The organism is Maribacter orientalis (assembly GCF_900109345.1).
Taxonomy (GTDB): Bacteria; Bacteroidota; Bacteroidia; order Flavobacteriales; family Flavobacteriaceae; genus Maribacter; species Maribacter orientalis.
The window spans coordinates 529,593-548,292 of the sequence record NZ_FNZN01000001.1 but is presented as its reverse complement, the minus strand read 5'-3'; the positions used below and the strand labels follow the sequence as shown (position 1 = coordinate 548,292).

18 protein-coding genes and 1 riboswitch are annotated in these 18,700 nt (G+C 34.1%); of the genes, 9 read left to right on the top strand and 9 right to left on the bottom strand.

Features of this window, described 5'->3' with window-relative positions:
• Positions 1–29: 29 nt before the first annotated feature.
• The 6 genes from BMY56_RS02325 to BMY56_RS02300 all read right to left on the bottom strand — a co-directional run bounded on the left by BMY56_RS02325 (position 30) and on the right by BMY56_RS02300 (position 3,765).
• Complete coding sequence (locus BMY56_RS02325) at positions 30–839, bottom strand: mechanosensitive ion channel family protein (protein ID WP_091619343.1); 810 nt, start codon at positions 837–839, stop codon at positions 30–32.
• A gap of 168 nt (positions 840–1,007) precedes the next feature.
• Positions 1,008–1,547, bottom strand: a complete 540-nt coding sequence (locus BMY56_RS02320) for a DUF4252 domain-containing protein (protein WP_091619341.1) — start codon at positions 1,545–1,547, stop codon at positions 1,008–1,010.
• 67 nt (positions 1,548–1,614) lie between these two features.
• Positions 1,615–2,157 (bottom strand): DUF4252 domain-containing protein, encoded by a 543-nt coding sequence (locus BMY56_RS02315; RefSeq protein WP_091619339.1) that lies wholly within the window; start codon positions 2,155–2,157, stop codon positions 1,615–1,617.
• Between the two features lie 117 nt (positions 2,158–2,274).
• The gene (locus tag BMY56_RS02310; RefSeq protein WP_091619337.1) at positions 2,275–2,829 is read right to left on the bottom strand and encodes a DUF4252 domain-containing protein; all 555 of its coding nucleotides are present in this window, start codon (positions 2,827–2,829) and stop codon (positions 2,275–2,277) included.
• 5 nt (positions 2,830–2,834) lie between these two features.
• Positions 2,835–3,269, bottom strand: a complete 435-nt coding sequence (locus BMY56_RS02305; protein WP_091619335.1) for a hypothetical protein — start codon at positions 3,267–3,269, stop codon at positions 2,835–2,837.
• Positions 3,256–3,765 (bottom strand): RNA polymerase sigma factor, encoded by a 510-nt coding sequence (locus BMY56_RS02300; protein WP_091619333.1) that lies wholly within the window; start codon positions 3,763–3,765, stop codon positions 3,256–3,258. The genes BMY56_RS02305 and BMY56_RS02300 overlap by 14 nt, the downstream gene beginning before the upstream one ends.
• 218 nt (positions 3,766–3,983) lie before the next feature.
• On the opposite strand from BMY56_RS02300, the gene BMY56_RS02295 reads away from it, so the two are divergent.
• Both BMY56_RS02295 and BMY56_RS02290 read left to right on the top strand, forming a co-directional pair.
• Positions 3,984–5,507 (top strand): S41 family peptidase, encoded by a 1,524-nt coding sequence (locus tag BMY56_RS02295; RefSeq protein WP_091619331.1) that lies wholly within the window; start codon positions 3,984–3,986, stop codon positions 5,505–5,507.
• 27 nt (positions 5,508–5,534) lie between these two features.
• A complete protein-coding gene (locus tag BMY56_RS02290) occupies positions 5,535–7,004 on the top strand; it encodes a S41 family peptidase (RefSeq protein ID WP_091619329.1) in 1,470 nt (489 codons plus the stop codon).
• A gap of 49 nt (positions 7,005–7,053) precedes the next feature.
• On the opposite strand, the gene BMY56_RS02285 is transcribed toward BMY56_RS02290, so the two are convergent.
• Complete coding sequence (locus tag BMY56_RS02285; RefSeq protein ID WP_091619327.1) at positions 7,054–8,925, bottom strand: TonB-dependent receptor plug domain-containing protein; 1,872 nt, start codon at positions 8,923–8,925, stop codon at positions 7,054–7,056.
• Between the two features lie 70 nt (positions 8,926–8,995).
• A riboswitch (cobalamin riboswitch) is annotated at positions 8,996–9,252 on the bottom strand.
• A gap of 70 nt (positions 9,253–9,322) precedes the next feature.
• Here BMY56_RS02285 and BMY56_RS02280 point away from each other — a divergent pair.
• The 6 genes from BMY56_RS02280 (at position 9,323) to BMY56_RS02255 (ending at position 14,846) form a co-directional block, all read left to right on the top strand.
• Entirely contained in the window at positions 9,323–10,471 is a 1,149-nt protein-coding gene (locus tag BMY56_RS02280) for an ABC transporter substrate-binding protein (RefSeq protein WP_091619325.1), read from the top strand.
• Positions 10,472–11,503, top strand: coding sequence for a FecCD family ABC transporter permease (locus BMY56_RS02275; protein ID WP_091619323.1), 1,032 nt, complete (start codon positions 10,472–10,474; stop codon positions 11,501–11,503).
• A gap of 18 nt (positions 11,504–11,521) precedes the next feature.
• Positions 11,522–12,304 (top strand): ABC transporter ATP-binding protein, encoded by a 783-nt coding sequence (locus BMY56_RS02270; RefSeq protein ID WP_091619321.1) that lies wholly within the window; start codon positions 11,522–11,524, stop codon positions 12,302–12,304.
• A 113-nt stretch (positions 12,305–12,417) separates the two neighbouring features.
• A complete protein-coding gene (rmuC, locus tag BMY56_RS02265) occupies positions 12,418–13,767 on the top strand; it encodes a DNA recombination protein RmuC (protein WP_091619319.1) in 1,350 nt (449 codons plus the stop codon).
• Between the two features lie 124 nt (positions 13,768–13,891).
• Entirely contained in the window at positions 13,892–14,257 is a 366-nt protein-coding gene (locus BMY56_RS02260) for a 6-phosphogluconate dehydrogenase (RefSeq protein WP_091619317.1), read from the top strand.
• A 43-nt stretch (positions 14,258–14,300) separates the two neighbouring features.
• Complete coding sequence (locus BMY56_RS02255; protein ID WP_091619315.1) at positions 14,301–14,846, top strand: acyl-CoA thioesterase; 546 nt, start codon at positions 14,301–14,303, stop codon at positions 14,844–14,846.
• Here the strand turns inward: BMY56_RS02255 and pgl are convergent.
• Both pgl and zwf read right to left on the bottom strand, forming a co-directional pair.
• Positions 14,827–15,552, bottom strand: a complete 726-nt coding sequence (gene pgl / locus BMY56_RS02250; RefSeq protein WP_091619313.1) for a 6-phosphogluconolactonase — start codon at positions 15,550–15,552, stop codon at positions 14,827–14,829. The two genes, BMY56_RS02255 and pgl, sit on opposite strands and share 20 nt — an antisense overlap.
• Before the next feature lie 29 nt (positions 15,553–15,581).
• A complete protein-coding gene (gene zwf / locus BMY56_RS02245; protein ID WP_091619311.1) occupies positions 15,582–17,114 on the bottom strand; it encodes a glucose-6-phosphate dehydrogenase in 1,533 nt (510 codons plus the stop codon).
• Positions 17,115–17,297: 183 nt separating this feature from the next.
• On the opposite strand from zwf, the gene gndA reads away from it, so the two are divergent.
• On the top strand, positions 17,298–18,698 hold the full coding sequence (gene gndA / locus BMY56_RS02240; RefSeq protein WP_091619309.1) for an NADP-dependent phosphogluconate dehydrogenase: 1,401 nt from the start codon (positions 17,298–17,300) through the stop codon (positions 18,696–18,698).
• Positions 18,699–18,700: the final 2 nt, after the last annotated feature.

The window sequence follows — 18,700 nt, the reverse complement described above, 5'->3', positions numbered from 1 at the left end:
GGTGGTCTTTTTTCTTCCTATTATTATTATTACTTATTAATTTGAACTTCGTGTGGATAAGGAATTTCAATACCTGCACTATCCAGGGCTTTCTTTGTACCTTCTATAGTTGCAAAATATACATCCCAATAGTCTTCTGGCTTACAGTAAGGGCGTACGGCAAGGTTCACAGAACTATCTGCTAATTCAGATACATTAACCGATGGGGCTGGATCCTTTAATACTTTAGGGTTTGCCACTAACATAGCTAATAAAGCATCTTTCGTTTTTTGAAGGTCAGAATCATAACTTACGCCTACAGTGGTGTCAACTCTCATTTTACCTTCTGCCGTATAGTTGATTATATTTCCATTTGCCATCGCACCATTCGGTATAATAGCCAATTTATTTTGAGGGGTAATCAATTTAGTTGTAAAGATTTCGATTTCTTTTACATTACCTAAAACACCTTGTGCTTCAACTAAATCTCCAATTTTATAAGGTTTAAAAATAATTAGCAAAACACCACCAGCGAAATTGGATAGTGATCCTTGTAAGGCCAAACCAATTGCCAAACCAGCAGCGGCTATTACAGCAGCAAAACTTGTAGTCTCGACACCTAATGTTGATATAACGGTAATAATTAGAAAGATAGTAAGTGCCCATTTTACTAAGCTTAATAAGAACTTCTTGAGTGATTCGTCATATTCTTGTTTGGTCATACCTTTTCTGGCAACACCAACTAACTTCTTTATAACCCAAGAACCAATAATATAAATTAGAATCGCACCAATTATTTTTGGTCCAAATACCATTATAAAATCAATTCCTTTTTCAATCCATACTTGTGCATCTTCCATTCTAAATAGTTTTTTATTTAGGTTGTTATTTAATTGTCCTCAATTATTAGGACACAATCTTTTTTTATAGGTCACATTAAAAATACATTTAAACCACAATTTAAAACAAAAAAAACCTATTACATATTCGTAACAGGTTGTATTTAAAACTAATATGATGAAGGATGATTAGCCTTTTATTAAATTACCAAGTTGTTCAAGGCCTTTACCGTTAAAATCAGATTTTTCCATAGCCTGTATCAATTGCACGAAACTAGCTGGGTTCATATCATCACCCAAAACACGAACAAGAATTAATCCCTTTTCGTCATTATCGCCATAGATTACAATTTCGTCTATAGTATCATCGTCTCCTTTCAATTGAATTGTAGCTTTTCCAAAAGATGTATTCATCTTCATTAATTCGCTAAAATCTGAACTTTTTAAAATAGTCTTAATAGCTGCCTTTTGCACTTCATAATCGGCAGTGTTATGCTCCTTTTTCTGAAAAGCTAGAATGTTTAACTTCTTAAGGGAACTTGCCGCCTTTTTTTGAGTTTCACTTAATTCTGCCTTTTCTAAATTCAAAAGACTAGAAGGTAAATCGAAAGACATAAAATTCGGATTTTCGGCACTTGCAATAAAATATTGCTGTAAACTTTGTTCTGAAGAACAAGATGAAATGGTAAAACCTAATACCATTACTAAAACCCAATATACTTTTTTCATAATGCATTTTTTAAAATTGAAGAAAAGAACCCTCCGGTTTTACGAAAGGTCCTTTTCTAAAAATTAGTTACTTACCAGAAGCTTTATTCAAATCTTGCGGTAAATTCATTTTGTTGGTAATCGACCCAATTTTATTCAAATCAATATCTCCAGTTAGGCTGACCAAAACGGTTTCCAATTTTCTACCATGATCACCTATTTCTACATTATCCAATCCCGACACAAACATTAATAATTCTGTCACATGGTCCTTTTTTGCGCCATCTCTAACATAGAACTTAACATTAACATCTTTGTCCTTTACACGCATTAATTCTTCTAATTTCGAAGACTTAAGATATTTCTTAACTGTTGCAGACATATCCGCCGAAACCGATGCGTCTTCGGTCATAAAAACTTTTATATTTTTAAGTCCGCTAGCTACATCCATAAATTCCTTCGCTTCGGCATCATCACTCATTCCTCCTAATTTAGAGACTAAGTCTATCATACCTTTGTTCACGATTACTGAACCTACGTTATCCATATCCTCATACTTATCGAATACAGACTGTGAGAAACCCAATACAGGTAAAATTGCCATTAAAAATACTACTGCTACTTTTTTCATGATTGTTGTTTTTAGTACCTCTACCCTATTTTAGGATAAAAGTGATTGATGAATTGATGAATACTTGTTTATGAAAAGCGTTAATTTAATTGGGGATTAACGCTTATTGATTATTATTTAATTCCCCTTTTTAGATGCTTTCCCTAATTGATCACCTCCAGGTAGATCCATTTTATCGGTCAATTTTGAAACTGATCGTAAATTAATATCTCCTGTTAAGGATAGTAAAACCGTTTCTAATTTTTTACCATTAATGTCTATATCCATATCTTTCATACCGGTTACGAACATTAAAAGTTCTTTCACATGATCACTGTCTTTACCTTCCTTTACATAAAATTTAACATTTGAACCACCATCTCTAACTCGCATTAACTCTTCAAATGATGAACTTTTTAAGCGATTGGTCACCCAATTATCTACATCTTTAGAAATAGCCGCGTCATCAGTGGTAATGACTTTAAAACTTGTTATGGAATTTACGAGTTCAAAAAACTCTTTTGCTTCTGGATCATCTGAGCTTACACTCATTTTACCTAACATCTGAAACATCTTAGGTTGCATGGCAACAAAGGTTACCTTGTCATTATCTTCGTATTTATCGAAAATATCTTGAGCTCTTGAAATAATCGGAGCCAAAACCAACATTGTTAATAGTACTATCTTTTTCATTTTAATTATTTTTTCGTTAAAAATTTATTTGTTGTTTTTTCGAATTTTTCTAAATGATACAGTTGCTCAGTACCTTTATTAAAATTCATTGCTAATAAGGCAAAAGCCTCTTGTGCAGACTCAATTTCTTCTTGTGTATACTCGTCTGCTAAAGTAACTGGGGCTGGTGTTGGTTGATAAAAATACAACCCGAACATAAAGACTGCTATTGCCGCTACAGAAACCCATTTCAAATAATTTATTCTAGGTTTTAATGGGACCTGTTTGGTAAAGCGTTCTTCTTTTGCTTTGGTGAAATAATTAAACAAAGGCGCATGTTGCTCTAAATGAGGTGCAATACTCTCTTTTGAAAAATACTCCCTTAGTGTTTCTTCTTCAGCAACCGTGGTGGTAGCCTCAAAATATTTCACTATTAATTTTTCTATTTTATACAATTCCATAATTGTGCTTTTCCATTAATTTTTCCCTTACGGTTTTTCGAGCTCTGGACAAAGCTACCCGTATGGCTGTAGGTTTCATATCCAATAATTTTTCTATTTCTTCATATTCATATTGTTCTACATCTCGCAATTGTAATACCATTTTTTGTTGTTCTGGTAATTCGTCCATAATCCGTTCAACCCAACTAATACTGTCCTTTGCTTCTAACTCACTTTGTAGTGACGTACTAGAATCGGTATAATTACTATGTACTAATTTTAAATTACCGGCTTGTTTAGATTTCAATCTGTCCAGACAGAAATTTTTAGTCATGGTCATCGCAAACGCTTCTACATTATTATAGGTCTCCATTTTATTCTTCTTATCCCATAACTTTATAAGAATCTCTTGCGTTGCATCTTCAGCTTCCTCCGTTGAAACCAATAACCTTTTGGCCATACGGAATAATTTATCCTTAAATGGTAATACAATATTTAAAAACTCTGTTTGTTTCATTTTGGTTTGGCTGTTTGTAAGCTTGCTAACAGGTTTACAAAAAGAAGACGAAGTTGAACGATTTTTGTTACAATTAATTTTTAATTTGATTGCTTGTTCCTAAATTTAACATCCTTACGACAAATATATCCGTATTTAAAATGATATATATTATTGCATTCTTATGAGTGTTCTATAAATTGGAATGTTTATTGTTACAAATAAAAATAAAAAAAACTATGAAAAATTTTTTCTTGTCCCTCCTATGCTTAGGCTTCGTTGTTATTTCTTGTAATAAAAATGATGATGACCCTATACTTGAAGAAGAAGTAATCGAAGTTCCTGAGGAGGAAGTACCAATTGTAGTTGACATTGAAGTTCAAAACTTTTTTTGGCAAACTTTAAACCTCTATTATTTTTGGCAAGGTGATGTGCCAGATTTGGCAGATGACCGTTATGATACTCAAGCCAGTTATGAAGAATTTCTTACTGCCAACCCAGAACCAGTAGATTTTTTAGAGAATAAACTGCTTTTTTCTGAAGATAGATTTACTTTTTATAGTAATGATTATACAGATTTAGTAAATAATTCTGCAGGTGTTTCTAAAAGTAATGGTCTGCAATTCGGATTATCATTAATAGGTAACACTGATGATGTTTTCGGATATGTTGAATATATTATTAAAGATTCTGACGCATCTAATAAAGATATTAAAAGAGGCGAAGTATTTATTGGGGTAAATGGCACAAGCTTAAATAGAACAAACTATATAGATCTTCTGTTTGGTGATAACGACACTTATACTTTAAACATGGCAGAAATAGTAGATAATACTATTAGCCCAATTGATAAGGAGGTTACTTTAACTAAACAGGAAGGATTACAAGAAGACCCTATTTATGTAACTGAAGTTATTACATCGGGAGATAAAAAAATTGGTTATTTCATGTACAACCAATTTGTATCCGGTTCAGAAGATGCCATGAATGCCGTTTTTGCCGATTTTATGTCTCAAGGTGTAACCGATTTGGTTTTAGATCTACGATACAATTTAGGTGGTAGAGGTACTACTGCTACCATTTTAGCTAGTTTAATAAAAGGCACTAGTACTTCAGATTTACTTTTTAGAACTACTTATAATGCAAAATTACAGGCAGAAATCGCCAGTAGTTCAACCGACAATTATTTTGTGAGCACCACCGGTACTTTCGATGGTAATTCGAACGCTCCTTTAAATACATTAAATCTAAGCCAAGTATATATTATCGCTACTTCAAGTTCGGCTTCGGCAAGTGAATTAGTAATGGTCGGTTTAGAACCTTATATCAATGTAGTTCATATCGGCTCTACAACAGTTGGTAAAAACCAAGGTTCCCTATTATTTGTTGATGATCCAGAAGGTGGCAATGTTTATGATGAAACTAGAGTAAATAATATAAATCCTAATGTACAATGGGGTCTTCAACCTATTATTAGTAGAGTGGAAAATAGTGCAGGCTTTTCTGATTATGCTGACGGATTAATTCCTGATATTGAACTTGATGAAGATATTACCAATTTAGGGGTTCTTGGTGATGCTAACGAACCTCTTCTAGCAAGAGCAATTCAAGAAATTACCGGTATCGGAGCTAAAAGAAGTTTCGATGTGATGATTCCTGCGCGTGTTATTTCGAGTTCTAAACTACATGATCCTAGAAATGCAACATTACTATTAAACAACAGCGTATCTACCTCAAAATTTTCACTTAACCAAAAGAAATAAAATTAAAAGATTTTAGTTTCCCTATTTATGAAGAAGATTTTAGTATTACTTTTTATAACGGTTATTTTTTCTTGTTCTAAGGACGAAGATTTGATCTTAACCAAAACCATTGACCCAGATGGTTCTGCTGATGTAGAAGTTCAAGATTTCATGTGGAAAGCCATGAACTTTTGGTATTTCTGGCAAGCTAACGTTGATGATTTGGGCGATGATCGTTTTGTAAATACCAAAGAAGGTCGCGCAGAATACACTGCCTTCTTGGATTCAGAAGATAACCCTGCAGCTTTTTTTGAAAACAAACTACAGTATATTGAAGATCGTTTTAGTTTTTATAATGAAGATTATCGTGAACTCACCAACTCTTTAGCCGGTATATCTAAAAGTAATGGTCTCGAATTCGGACTAGTTCGTTTTCAGGATAGTGAAGAATTATTTGGCGTTGTTCGATACATCATACCAAATTCAAATGCTGCTACTGCAAATATTTTACGAGGAGATTTGTTTACTGGTGTTGATGGGCAAACTTTAACATTGTCAAATTATGAGGAACTCCTTTTTACAGGAAGCGATACGTATACCCTAAATATGGCAGATTTTGTGAACGGTACTATTGTTCCCAATGAAGAAGAGGTAACACTTACCAAAGCGCAAGCTCTTGCAGAAAACCCAGTTTTAATTTCCAAGTCCTTCGAAATTGGTGGTGAAAATATAGGTTATATTATGTATAACCAATTTACAAATGAATATGACGATGACCTTTATGCCGCTATTGAAGCTTTGAAATCTGCCGGAATAACGAATTTGGTAATGGACTTGCGCTATAACCCTGGTGGTTCGGTAAATACTACACGTCTATTAGCTAGTATGATTTATGGTACAAATACATCAGATGTGTTTTTAAGAAAAAGATACAATGATAAACTTCAAAATCAATTTAACGATAGCCAATTAGAAGTGTATTTTGCTGATAAGGTTAATGGAAAAACAATCAATTCATTAGGCTTTACTAAATTATATGTACTTACTTCTTCTAGTTCTGCGTCAGCTAGCGAATTATTGATCAATAGCCTAGAACCTTATATCGATGTTATTCAAATTGGGGATGTAACGAGAGGTAAAAACGAGTTTTCCACTACATTGGTCGATGATCGTGATAACTCTTACTTGTACACACCGTCTAGAGTAAATAAAATTAACCCAAATAATCAATGGGCCATTCAACCATTAATTGGTAGGAACGAGAATGCAGATGGTTTTTTTGATTTTACTAGCGGTTTACAGCCAGATATTATCTTGAAGGAAGATTATGGTAACTTAGGCATTTTAGGGGAACAGAACGAGCCATTATTAGCCAGAGCCATAGAAGCCATTACAGGACAAACCGGAAAACGTGATTTTACCGTTTTAAACCCGATGGAAGTTTTTATAAGTTCTAAAGTTCGTAATCCTATCTATGATAAAATGATTGATGATACGGTTTATAATTTAGAATTTTAGACCATACAAAACGAAAAAAAAAGGACAGCTAAATAGCTGTCCTTTTTTTTTATAAACTCATTTTAAATCCTAGTCGTAAATTCCTTCCTTTAGTCGTATAATCCACTAGCTCTATATATTCCTCATTCAAAATATTATCAACGGCTATAAAGGCTCCAAATCTATTCGAGAAATCATGTTTCAATTGTAGGTTAGCTAAACTAAAACTACCTAAAGTAACTTCTGAGAAAGTCGCAAAATCAGTATCTGTTCGGTCAGAAACGTATTGATACGTAAGTGCTACATAGGTTTTTACTCCAATACTGTATCCTAAACTTACATTAGCTTTATTTTTTGGTACTCTTAATGCCAAGCCTTCTTTAGAACTTGTAAGCGTATAGTTCGCATCCAATGTAAAGTATTTAAAAGGTTTTGAACTAAAGCCTACCTCCACTCCATTAAAATGAACTGTATTTGCTGAATTACGATATTGACTTTCAAATGTATTTGGATCAATCGTTACGTATTCGATTCTATCATCTTCAGCCCTATTAAAATAAACAGCGTTAAGTATAAACTTTTCTGACAATTTATATTCTAAACCAACTTCTATAGTAGTATCTTCTTCAGGATTTAAATCTTGATTGGCTCCAAAAGGACCGTATAATTGTGATAAATTTGGTGCTATGTACGAAGTAGCGTATGAGCCCATGAACTTTAAATACCCAGAGTTTATATTCATCCTGTAAGATGGATTAATGTTATAAATAAAATTAGAGCCATAGTTACTATGATTATTTAAACGAACTCCTGCATTTAAATTTATGCCATCATTGCCAACATATACCATGTTCACATAGGGGTCAACAGTGTTCGAATTTTGCTCCTCTAAAAACAAGGTTTGATTATCAATATAATTTAAACCAACTATCGTGTAAATTTTTTCTGCAAAAGTATATTTGTTAAAAACGTCTAATACATAAGAACGAGAATTGTAAGCAGCAGGAAAACTAGAAATAAAAAATCTATCTATTTGATTGAATGCTGTATTGACATGTATACTACCCTTCTCATAACTATACTTAGAAGCCAATGAAAATCGTGACTGTTCACTAGTAAATGAAAAATCGGCATCTTCTATTGGAAATCCGTTATCATAATCACTGTTCAACTTATTATAATATGCAGAAGCGGATATGTCAAAACGTTTAGAAATTTGATAACCCAGCTTTACATTTCCATCTATTCGTGACAATGCATCTGATTCAGTACCTACAGCTGCAGATAATCCATCTGTAAACTGATGACCTCCGGAAGCCAAAAATGTTATCTTCCCCTTCTTAGCATTAAGGTTCACCGTGTTTGAAAAATCAGAGATATTATAATTTTGGTCATCCTGAGATTGGTTGGTACCCATACTCGAAATCACTTCCATAGAAAGTCCTTCTTTTTTGGCTTGTTTGGTTGTAATATTTATAACCGCTGTTGCTGCAGAATTACCGTAAAGTGTACTTGCTGCTCCTTTTAAAATTTCAATGCTTTCTATTTGAGAAGTATTCAATAGTCTTAAATCATATTCTGCACTTGTACCAGATGGGTCAGAAACCTGAATACCATCTATAATTACTAAAACTTGGCGATTGTTACCTCCTCTAACATAGGTAGATAAGTTCTGCCCCGCAAAACTTCTAGTTCCGTTTATTTCAATCCCACTTTTAGTATTGATAATTTCGGCAATAGAACGACCTTGGTTCTGTTCTAGTTCTTTTTGAGAAATGGAAATGACCGTCTTTCCAGAGTTTTCACGCTTTAATTCAAAACGTGAATCGCTGACGACAACCTCGTCTAACTGTAATGTATTAATGGAATCTTGTTTCTCCTGTCCACCAACTTTGGCGCATAGTAATATTGTGACCGTTGGCCACAAAAAATAATTTTTCATTCGTTTAAATTCATAAACGGGAGCGTAGTATGTCTGTACCCATACGCAAACCTTTATCCCGAAAGTTTAACATTGTTGTTTGAATAAGGCAGGTCTCCTGACTTGTTTTATGTTATTTCGCCTTCCCATGTTTTCTGAACCGGTTCAGTTGACAAAGTGGCTTTGAAGTAAATAACATCTTCTCTACAGAAGTACCAATCGAAATCTATTTGCCAATAGATGTAGTTGACATAAACTTACAGTTGCGGGAACAGTTCCAGATTTGCACCGGATTCCCTTTTAATTTCACCACCATAAGCAGCGAAAACCAAAATTCACGGCGAAAATAAACATTTTGTTTAATCTTTCTAAGTAAACTTTTATAATACTACTTTTGAAAAATAGAAGTAAATCAAAGATGTTTAAACACGTACTCTTTTTAAGTTTCCTACTTTTTTTATGCGGATGCAAAGAACAAAAAAAGGATTCATCACTATTACAAACACCCATCAATAGTTCTTCGATAACTTATGCAAAAGGGTTTACAATAGAATATAAGGCATCAGGCATAACCATAATTAAAGTCTTGTCACCTTGGCCGAACGCAGAGGCAACTTACACTTATGCTTTGATCCCTAAAGAGAACCTAGGACTTATAACCTTAAACAAAGATGAATTCGATGCTATTATTATGGTACCCATAGAAAATGTGGTGGTAACTTCAACAACACATATACCCGCTTTAGAGGAATTAGGTGTTTTAGATAAGCTTATTGGATTTCCAGATACTAAATTTATTTCATCAAAGGCGGCCAGAGCACGTATTGAAAATGGGCAAATAAAAGAATTGGGAGTCAACGAAAGCCTAAATACCGAAGCTGTTTTAGCATTACAACCGAAGATGGTGGTTGGTTTTACAATTAATGGCGGAAACAGTGCTTATGAAACGCTACAACGTTCTAATATACCTGTTATTTATAATGGTGATTGGGTAGAAGAAACTCCTTTAGGAAAAGCAGAATGGATAAAATTTTTCGCTCCATTTTTCGACAAAATAGAGGAAGCAAATACCTTTTTTGAGAACATTGAATTGTCATATTTGAATGCTAAAGAATTGGCCGCAACTGTAACAGTAAAACCAACAGTACTTAGTGGTGCGCTTTATAAAGATGTTTGGTACTTACCTGGTGGCAAAAGCTGGGCAGCAAATTTTCTAAAAGATGCCAATGCTGATTATCTATGGAATAATAACCCAGATAATGGAAGTCTCTCTTTAAGTTGGGAAAGTGTTTTAGACATAGCCAAAAATGCTGAATATTGGATTGGCCCTGCTCAATTCGATTCTTATCAGGAAATGGAATTATCAAGCAAACATTATTTACAGTTTGATGCCTACAAAAGAAGAAAGATATTCACTACGGCCAATACTATGGGTGATACTGGTGGCACGCTATATTACGAACTGGCACCGCAAAGACCCGATCTCGTATTAAAAGATTTAATTCATATTTTACATCCTGGTTTATTACCAAACTATGAACCGTTCTTTTTTAAACCCTTACTTTAATTGTCTAAACACCCTACATACGCAATTCATTTTTTAGTTCTACTCCTTGGGCTAATTGTATGTTTTATAGTAAACATAAGTCTTGGTTCTGTAAGCATATCGGTTATCGACACGCTGAAAGTTATTTTCGATTCTGATTTCGGTCAATCTTCAAATTCCTATATCATATGGAATTATAGAATTCCAAAAGCCTTAACTGCTGTCTTGGTTGGTAGTGGTCTCTCTTTAAGCGGACTCTTAATGCAGACATTGTTTCGAAATCCGTTAGCAGGTCCTTATGTTTTGGGCATAAGTTCAGGTGCTAGTTTAGGTGCGGCACTTTTAATAATGGGCTCTTCTTTATTTTCAGGGTTTATGACATTTTCCGCTTTTAACGATATTGCTTTGGCCGTTGCATCAAGTGTTGGGAGTTTTCTAGTATTACTTATCGTTTTAACTGTGGCGGTGAGAGTAAAGGATACCATGGCACTTTTAATTATAGGTTTAATGTTCGGTAGTATTACCGCGGCTCTTGTGAGTGTACTTTCTTATTTTACAAAAGCAGAAAAACTACAACAATATGTGTATTGGTCCTTTGGAAGTTTAGGTAATCTTTCTTGGACGCAATTAGCGATTCTATGTTTATGTACTTTTATTGGAATTATATTAAGCATACTCTCCATTAAGTCACTTAATGCCTTTTTACTTGGTGAAAATTACGCCAAGAGTTTAGGAATTCAATTGAAAAAATCGCGCTATATAATTATTATAGCGACTGGTCTTTTAGCCGGATGTATTACTGCATTTTCTGGACCCATAGCTTTTATAGGATTAGCTGTGCCCCATTTAACCCGGCAACTATTCCATACTACTGATCATAAGATTCTTATACCCGCTTCACTTAGCTGCGGAGCTATTTTAATGCTAATTTGCGATACCATTGCACAACTGCCAGGCTCAATGAGTATACTTCCTATCAATGCGATAACTAGTATTTTTGGGGCACCCGTGATTATATGGTTATTAGTGCGCAAAAAGAAAATGATGTTTTAATCTAAACCAGATAAAGTTATCAAATACGAAAAACAAAATAGCGTACTAAATATTAGTGATTTATCCGTTGGATATGACAAGAAAGTCGTCGCCAAGAATATTTCATTTGACTTAAAAAAAGGGGAACTTGTTGCTATTGTTGGCATAAATGGTATTGGTAAATCTACATTGCTACGAACTATAGGCGGATTTCAATCCAAGATTTCTGGCTCCATTCAAATTGAAGGAAAAGAATTAGCATCAATCGATACCTTAGATTTAGCCACAAAGATTAGCGTTGTACTTACAGAACCTATTGCTTCAAAAAACATGTCAGTTAAAGAGTTACTGGCTTTAGGCAGACAACCGTATACCAATTGGCTAGGGAAATTATCTGCCGATGACATTTCATTCATTACTAAGAGTGTTTCATTATTGGAGCTTGAACCATTTCTAGATAAGAAATGTTATGAATTGAGTGACGGACAATTACAACGTGTTATGATCGCGAGAGCATTAGTTCAAGATACGAGTATTATACTTTTAGATGAGCCAACCACTCATTTAGATTTGTACCATAAAGTTCAAATTTTAAAACTCTTGAAATCTATAGCACATAAAACCGAAAAAACAATTCTTTTCACCAGTCATGAAATTGAATTGTCAATACAGTTATGTGATAAAATGTTGATTTTAGACGGGCAAGCTAACCCTTTTGAAGAACCTTGTAAACTGATCGAACATAAAAATTTTGAAACGCTATTTCCTGCGGATATGATTTCATTTGATGCCAACTCTGGTTCTTTTAAAATTAAAAACTAAAACTATCCTCAGTGTAATATACCAGTACCATTTATATATTTATTAAATCTGGAAAGCCATTTTAAAATTTAGTAGGTGATGCAGTATCTTTACGTTATCGCAGTACAACACTCATGAACGAAATTTATATTTACTTCCTCATTGGAATCCTATGCCTTGCTATTGGCTTTTTTCTAGGTAATTATATACGGCACCTAAAAACAAAATCGAACCAAAGTGCCTTAGAAGAACGTGAACAGCAAATGCATACTAATTTATCTGTTTTACAAGAACGGTTAAAAGAGGTAGAGCAAAGTAGACAAATCCTTCAATCTGAAAAAGAACAACTTGGCAATAGAATTGTACGAGCGCAAGCCGATATGGAGCATTTGCACGACAAGAACCGAGAACAGAAAGAAGAGGTTGAAAAACTACAGGAAAAGTTTACCAAGGAGTTTGAAAACTTGGCCAATAAGATTCTAGAAGAAAAAAGCCTAAAATTTACCGAGCGGAATGAAAAGAACATAAAGGACATTCTTACTCCACTAAATGATAAAATTCAGCTATTTGAAAAGAAAGTAGAAGCAAGTCAGAAAGAAAATATAAGTATTCACTCTGCGTTAAGAGAACAACTTTTAAATCTGCAATCTCAAAACTTAAAGATTACCCAAGAGGCTGAAAATTTAACCAAAGCCCTAAAAGGTGATAGTAAAATGCAGGGGAATTGGGGGGAATTGGTTTTAGAACGTGTTTTAGAAAAATCGGGATTAGAGAAAGACCGTGAATACACAGTACAACAAAGCTTTACTAGAGCTGATGGAAGTCGTGTGCTTCCCGATGTCATTATCAATCTGCCCGATGGAAAGAAAATGATAGTCGATTCAAAAGTATCCTTAACGGATTATGAGCGCTATGTAAATGCTGATGAAGAGCTAAGAGACAAATACCTAAAAGACCACATCAATTCATTACGCAGACATGTCGACCAGTTATCTGCAAAAAAATATGAGGATCTTTATGAAATGGAGAGCCCCGATTTCGTATTAATGTTCGTTCCTATAGAACCTGCATTTGCGATTGCTATTAACGAAGATAATTCTTTATACAACAAGGCCTTTGAGCAAAATATTATTATTGTTACTCCTTCTACCTTGCTAGCTACATTACGAACTATAGATAGTATGTGGAATAATGAAAAGCAACAGCGAAATGCTATTGAAATTGCAAGACAGGCTGGTGCACTTTATGATAAGTTTGAAGGGTTTGTAAGCGACCTTATGAAAGTAGGTAAGAAAATGGATGAAGCCAAAGGAGAATATAGAGGTGCCATGAATAAACTGGTCGATGGTCGCGGCAATATTGTCAATAGTATCGAGAAGTTAAAAAAGATGGGGGCCAAAGCAAAAAAATCTATTCCAGAATCTTTACTAAAGCGCGCTTTAGATGATGCGGATTATGAAGAAGAACCTAAATTGAAACTTTAAAATACTTTCATATAAAACGTATAACATCTTAAACGTTTATTAGTATAAATGAATATTCGTCAATATATTGACCCCATCTTACACTTGATGATTCATTTACATTAGAACATAGAATATTTAAATTATGAAAAAGATTATATCCTTACTATTATTAAGCTTAATACTCATAGGAGGTATTTATTATGCTTTTATTTACTTCGTCTCTTTTAGTGAAGGAGTACGCTCTGGAGAGTTAATAAAAGTTAGTCATAAAGGGGTAATTGTCAAGACTTGGGAAGGTGAAATCAGCCAAGGTATTTCTGGTGCTCAAATATTTGCATTCTCGGTATTAGATAAAGACAAAGATGTCATAGAAAAACTAAAAGAATATCAAGGTCAATATGTTAAAGTAAATTATATCGAAAGATACGCTACATTCTTTTGGCTTGGTGACACCAAATATTTTATCACTGCGGTAGAACCGGAAAAATCTCCCCATTTCAGAAATTAAGTAAAATCAGAATTATTTTTCAATAGGTCAAAAGTACAAGTACATGGAAAAATTTAAAGGGTCAAGAGAATCAAGAGTTTCAATAACTGAGTTAATGCTTCCCTCCCATTCTAATTTTGGTGGCAAAGTTCACGGCGGTCATATTTTAAGCCTTATGGACCAAATTGCATTTGCCTGTGCTTCTAAGCATTCACAACAGTATTGTGTTACTGCTTCAGTAAACCGAGTAAACTTTCTAAACCCTATCGAAGTTGGAGAGTTAGTTACATTAAAAGCCAGCATTAACTATACTGGGCGTACCTCTATGGTTGTTGGTGTTCGTGTAGAATCTGAAAACATAACTTCTGGAAAACGAAAACATTGTAACTCCTCTTACTTTACCATGGTAGCGAAAGGATCTGATGGTAAAAATGTTCCTATACCGGGCTTAATTGTAACGGATGATCAGGGCGTACGACGTTTTGCCCGTAGCAAGTATAGAAAATTAGAAGCTCAAGAACGTGATACTAAATTTGAATCTAAAACTTTTATTTCTAATGATTATATTCTCGAATTAGAAAGTGAAAATATTAAGATTGATTTGAAGTAATTTGCTCAGCGGCATCAGCATCTAAAAACCAAATTAAATCTTTTGTTTTAGGAGATACATGGCTTGCAGGATATTTCAAGTACCCTTCTTCCCTATCTATTATGATTCTTACCTTTTCAGCTTTGCTAGCACCCGTAACCAAGAAAGCAACTGTTTTAGCATTGTTAATAATTCTGCCGGTAAGTGAAACTCTTCGTTGACCTGACTCTGGGTGAATAGCTACTTCGCAATTATCAGGCGATTTCCATAATTTCAATTCATGAGGAAAAATTGATGCGGTGTGCCCATCATCGCCCATACCTAATATAATCATATCAAACTGAGGCAAACCTAATTCTTTCGGTAATTCTGACTCTAGTAATTCTCCATAACGCTTGGCTTCCAATTTAGGGTCATTCTCCCCTTTTATGCGATGAATATTTTCTTCTGGTATATCAACCTTAGAAATAAGGTGTTCTACCGTCATTCTATAATTACTTTCTTCATTATCTGGCGCAACGCAACGTTCGTCTCCCCAATATAAATGAATAGCACTCCAGTTTACATCATTCGAGAACTCTTTAGCTAAAACATCAAATACAATTTTAGGAGTACTACCGCCTGACAATGCAATATGAAATGCTTTTTTGTTCGATGATTTTTTAATCAAGAACTTTGAAAATTCCTCGGCAACCTTAACCTTATTCTGATATACTTTTACTTCCATTTTTTAAAATGTAAATTGATTTTTTTAACTTAACAAATAACACAGAATCCAGGATCATCTGATAAATTCTCGCTCGGATTACGCCATTCAGCAACACCTTCAATTAAGTCATTTGCATTCTCAGGGCCCCATACACCAGCAGCATATCCATACATTTTAACATCCTTTCCATTTTCCCAATAATCTAAAATAGGGTCAACAAATGCCCACGCCGCTTCAACCTCATCTGCCCTTGCATATAACGTTGCATCGCCTTGCATAGCATCAAGTAAAAGACGCTCGTATGCTTCCATTACACGTGTTTCTGTTAAACTTGAATAATAAAAATCCATATTGGCACGCTCTACTTCAAAACCTTGACCAGGTACTTTAACACCAAATTTTATCAATATTCCTTCATCTGGTTGAATACGAATAATTAATTTGTTATCCTTATTGCTCATGCCTGATTCTTTGAAAATCTGATGGTGGGGTGTTTTAAAATGAATTACCACTTCGGTTACTTTGGTAGGCATACGTTTTGCTGTTCTCACATAGAAAGGCACATCTGACCAACGCCAATTATCTACAAAGAATTTTATAGCGGCGAATGTTTCCGTTTTTGAATTTTCATCAACTCCGTCCTCTTCCCGATATCCATTTACTTCTTTGCCATCAATTTTAGAGGCTACATATTGTGCCCTAATGGTATTATTGTAAAGTGTTTTTTTATCAGTCATTATTCTAAGAGACTTCAATGCTTTAAGCTTTTCATTTCGTATCTCCTCTGCATCTGAACTTAACGGTGGCTCCATGACAATTAGAGCTACAATCTGCAATAGATGACTTTGAAACATATCTCTCAATGCGCCAGATTTATCATAATACCCACCTCTTTTCTCAACACCAACACTTTCTGCATTGGTAATTTCTACATGATGAATATAATTTCTATTCCAAAGTGGTTCAAAAATACTATTGGCAAAACGTGTAACTAATAAATTTTGTACTGTTTCTTTACCTAAATAATGGTCTATTCTAAAAATTTGACCTTCTTTAAAATAAGTATGAAGACCATCATTTAATTCTTTAGCAGAATCTAAACTATAACCAAATGGTTTTTCTACAATTAATCTTTTCCACCCTGTATCCTCATCATTTAATCCTTGCTCCGACAAGTTTTTTGCTATTGGCTCATATAAGCTAGGTGGTGTAGACAGGTAAAAAATATGATTACCATCTGTACCATATTTTTGGTCAAGATCACTAATACGCTTTTCTAAACGTTCGTAAGATGTATCGTAATCAGACCCTAAATCTTCATAAAATAATTTATCAGCAAACTTTTGAATATATTCTTCGTCATTTTGTTCACGGTGTTCATCAAAATATGGACTTTCTAAAACCGCTTTATTACGGAATTTTAAATCGCCCAAATCACTTCTACTAACTCCTAGTACGACAAAATTTTCAGGTAGATGATTTCCTTTATATAAATTAAATATTGCAGGTATTAATTTTCTCGCTGTTAAATCTCCAGATGCTCCAAAAATGATAAGCATTTGATTGTCTGTATTCTTCATAAACCCTTTCTATTCTTTATTCTTCAAATATCTTAAAAAGAAAGCCATTATACCCTGCTTTTGAGATGGAATTTAGAAATAAAGTCAATATTTTAAATTATTTTTGATTTGCATTAAGTCCATCAAAATTTAATAAAATCAAGGTGCGGCTTTTATGTATTTTAATTTTAAAACATTGAATTTATGTATGATTTTGGTTTAGTAGGTCTTGGGGTAATGGGACGTAATTTTATCCTTAATGTAGCAGATAATGGATTTTCTGCTTATGGATATGATTTGGATGATGAAAAAGTAAATTCTTTGAAAACTGAAGGTGGAGATTTAAATAAAGTTGATGCGTCAACAAATATCAAAACCTTTGTGAAAAATTTAAAGCAACCACGTAAAATTATGTTGCTGGTACCTGCTGGTAAAATTGTTGACTCAGTTATTGAATCATTACTTCCTCATATTGACAAAGGAGATATAATTATTGATGGTGGAAATTCTTTTTTTACCGACACCGATCGTCGAGAAAGTGAATTACAGAATAGAGCAATTAACTTTTTTGGTGCTGGCGTTTCAGGTGGTGCAAAAGGTGCTCGTAGAGGTCCAAGTATTATGCCTGGTGGTTCAAAATCTGCATATGAACATATTAAGCCGATTTTTGAAGCTGTTGCCGCTAAATACGAAGGAGAACCATGTGTTGCCTATTTAGGCCCTAAATCTGCCGGTAACTACGTAAAAATGGTTCATAATGGCATTGAGTATGGATTAATGCAATTAACCTCTGAAATATATGACGTTCTTAAAAAAGGAGGTAACTATACTAATGATGAGTTACATTCCACTTTTGCAAAATGGAATTCAGGAAGGTTGCAATCCTTTTTAGTCGAAATAACTTCTGAAATTTTTGAACAAGAAGATGACCTGACCAAAGGTCGCTTGGTGGATCAGATATTAGATAAAGCAAAACAAAAAGGTACTGGAAAATGGACAAGTCAAAATGCAATGGATTTAGGCATACCTGTACCATCAATAGATGTTGCCGTTAGTATGCGTGAACTTTCTGCTTTAAAGGAGGAAAGAATAAAAGCAGATGCACTATATGGTAGACCTATAGTCGCACATATGGATAAGGCTAAATTGGAAGAGCTTTCTGAAAAGGCGTTGTATTTCTCTTTTATCATTACATATTCTCAAGGTCTTCACCAATTAGCAGATGCTTCAAAAGAATATGGCTATAATTTAGATATTTCAGTAATAGCCAAAATATGGCGTGCTGGTTGCATTATACGCGCTGGCTTATTGGCCGATATTACAGAAGCGTTTAAAGCTGAACCTACATTACCAAATCTATTACTATCACCAAACTTTGTTAGTAAAGTACAAGATTCGGTCGGTGCCGCTAGAGAATTAGTTGCTTTTGGAGCACAAAACGGAATTCCGCTTCCAGGATTATCAAATTCGTTAACATATTTTGATGCGTACACATCAAGTAAATTACCTTTAAATCTAATTCAAGCTCAACGTGATTATTTTGGTTCACATACTTATGAGCGATTAGATAGAGAAGGCATTTTTCATACTGAATGGGAAGCATAAAA

What these genes read in the sequence shown, in the direction of transcription:
- BMY56_RS02325 (WP_091619343.1), bottom strand. Translation starts at nt 839, where the DNA reads ATGGAAGATGCACAAGTATGGATTGAAAAAGGAATTGATTTTATAATG.
- BMY56_RS02320 (WP_091619341.1), bottom strand. Translation starts at nt 1,547, where the DNA reads ATGAAAAAAGTATATTGGGTTTTAGTAATGGTATTAGGTTTTACCATT.
- BMY56_RS02315 (WP_091619339.1), bottom strand. Translation starts at nt 2,157, where the DNA reads ATGAAAAAAGTAGCAGTAGTATTTTTAATGGCAATTTTACCTGTATTG.
- BMY56_RS02310 (WP_091619337.1), bottom strand. Translation starts at nt 2,829, where the DNA reads ATGAAAAAGATAGTACTATTAACAATGTTGGTTTTGGCTCCGATTATT.
- BMY56_RS02305 (WP_091619335.1), bottom strand. Translation starts at nt 3,269, where the DNA reads ATGGAATTGTATAAAATAGAAAAATTAATAGTGAAATATTTTGAGGCT.
- BMY56_RS02300 (WP_091619333.1), bottom strand. Translation starts at nt 3,765, where the DNA reads ATGAAACAAACAGAGTTTTTAAATATTGTATTACCATTTAAGGATAAA.
- BMY56_RS02295 (WP_091619331.1), top strand. Translation starts at nt 3,984, where the DNA reads ATGAAAAATTTTTTCTTGTCCCTCCTATGCTTAGGCTTCGTTGTTATT.
- BMY56_RS02290 (WP_091619329.1), top strand. Translation starts at nt 5,535, where the DNA reads ATGAAGAAGATTTTAGTATTACTTTTTATAACGGTTATTTTTTCTTGT.
- BMY56_RS02285 (WP_091619327.1), bottom strand. Translation starts at nt 8,925, where the DNA reads ATGAAAAATTATTTTTTGTGGCCAACGGTCACAATATTACTATGCGCC.
- BMY56_RS02280 (WP_091619325.1), top strand. Translation starts at nt 9,323, where the DNA reads ATGTTTAAACACGTACTCTTTTTAAGTTTCCTACTTTTTTTATGCGGA.
- rmuC (WP_091619319.1), top strand. Translation starts at nt 12,418, where the DNA reads ATGAACGAAATTTATATTTACTTCCTCATTGGAATCCTATGCCTTGCT.
- BMY56_RS02260 (WP_091619317.1), top strand. Translation starts at nt 13,892, where the DNA reads ATGAAAAAGATTATATCCTTACTATTATTAAGCTTAATACTCATAGGA.
- BMY56_RS02255 (WP_091619315.1), top strand. Translation starts at nt 14,301, where the DNA reads ATGGAAAAATTTAAAGGGTCAAGAGAATCAAGAGTTTCAATAACTGAG.
- pgl (WP_091619313.1), bottom strand. Translation starts at nt 15,552, where the DNA reads ATGGAAGTAAAAGTATATCAGAATAAGGTTAAGGTTGCCGAGGAATTT.
- zwf (WP_091619311.1), bottom strand. Translation starts at nt 17,114, where the DNA reads ATGAAGAATACAGACAATCAAATGCTTATCATTTTTGGAGCATCTGGA.
- gndA (WP_091619309.1), top strand. Translation starts at nt 17,298, where the DNA reads ATGTATGATTTTGGTTTAGTAGGTCTTGGGGTAATGGGACGTAATTTT.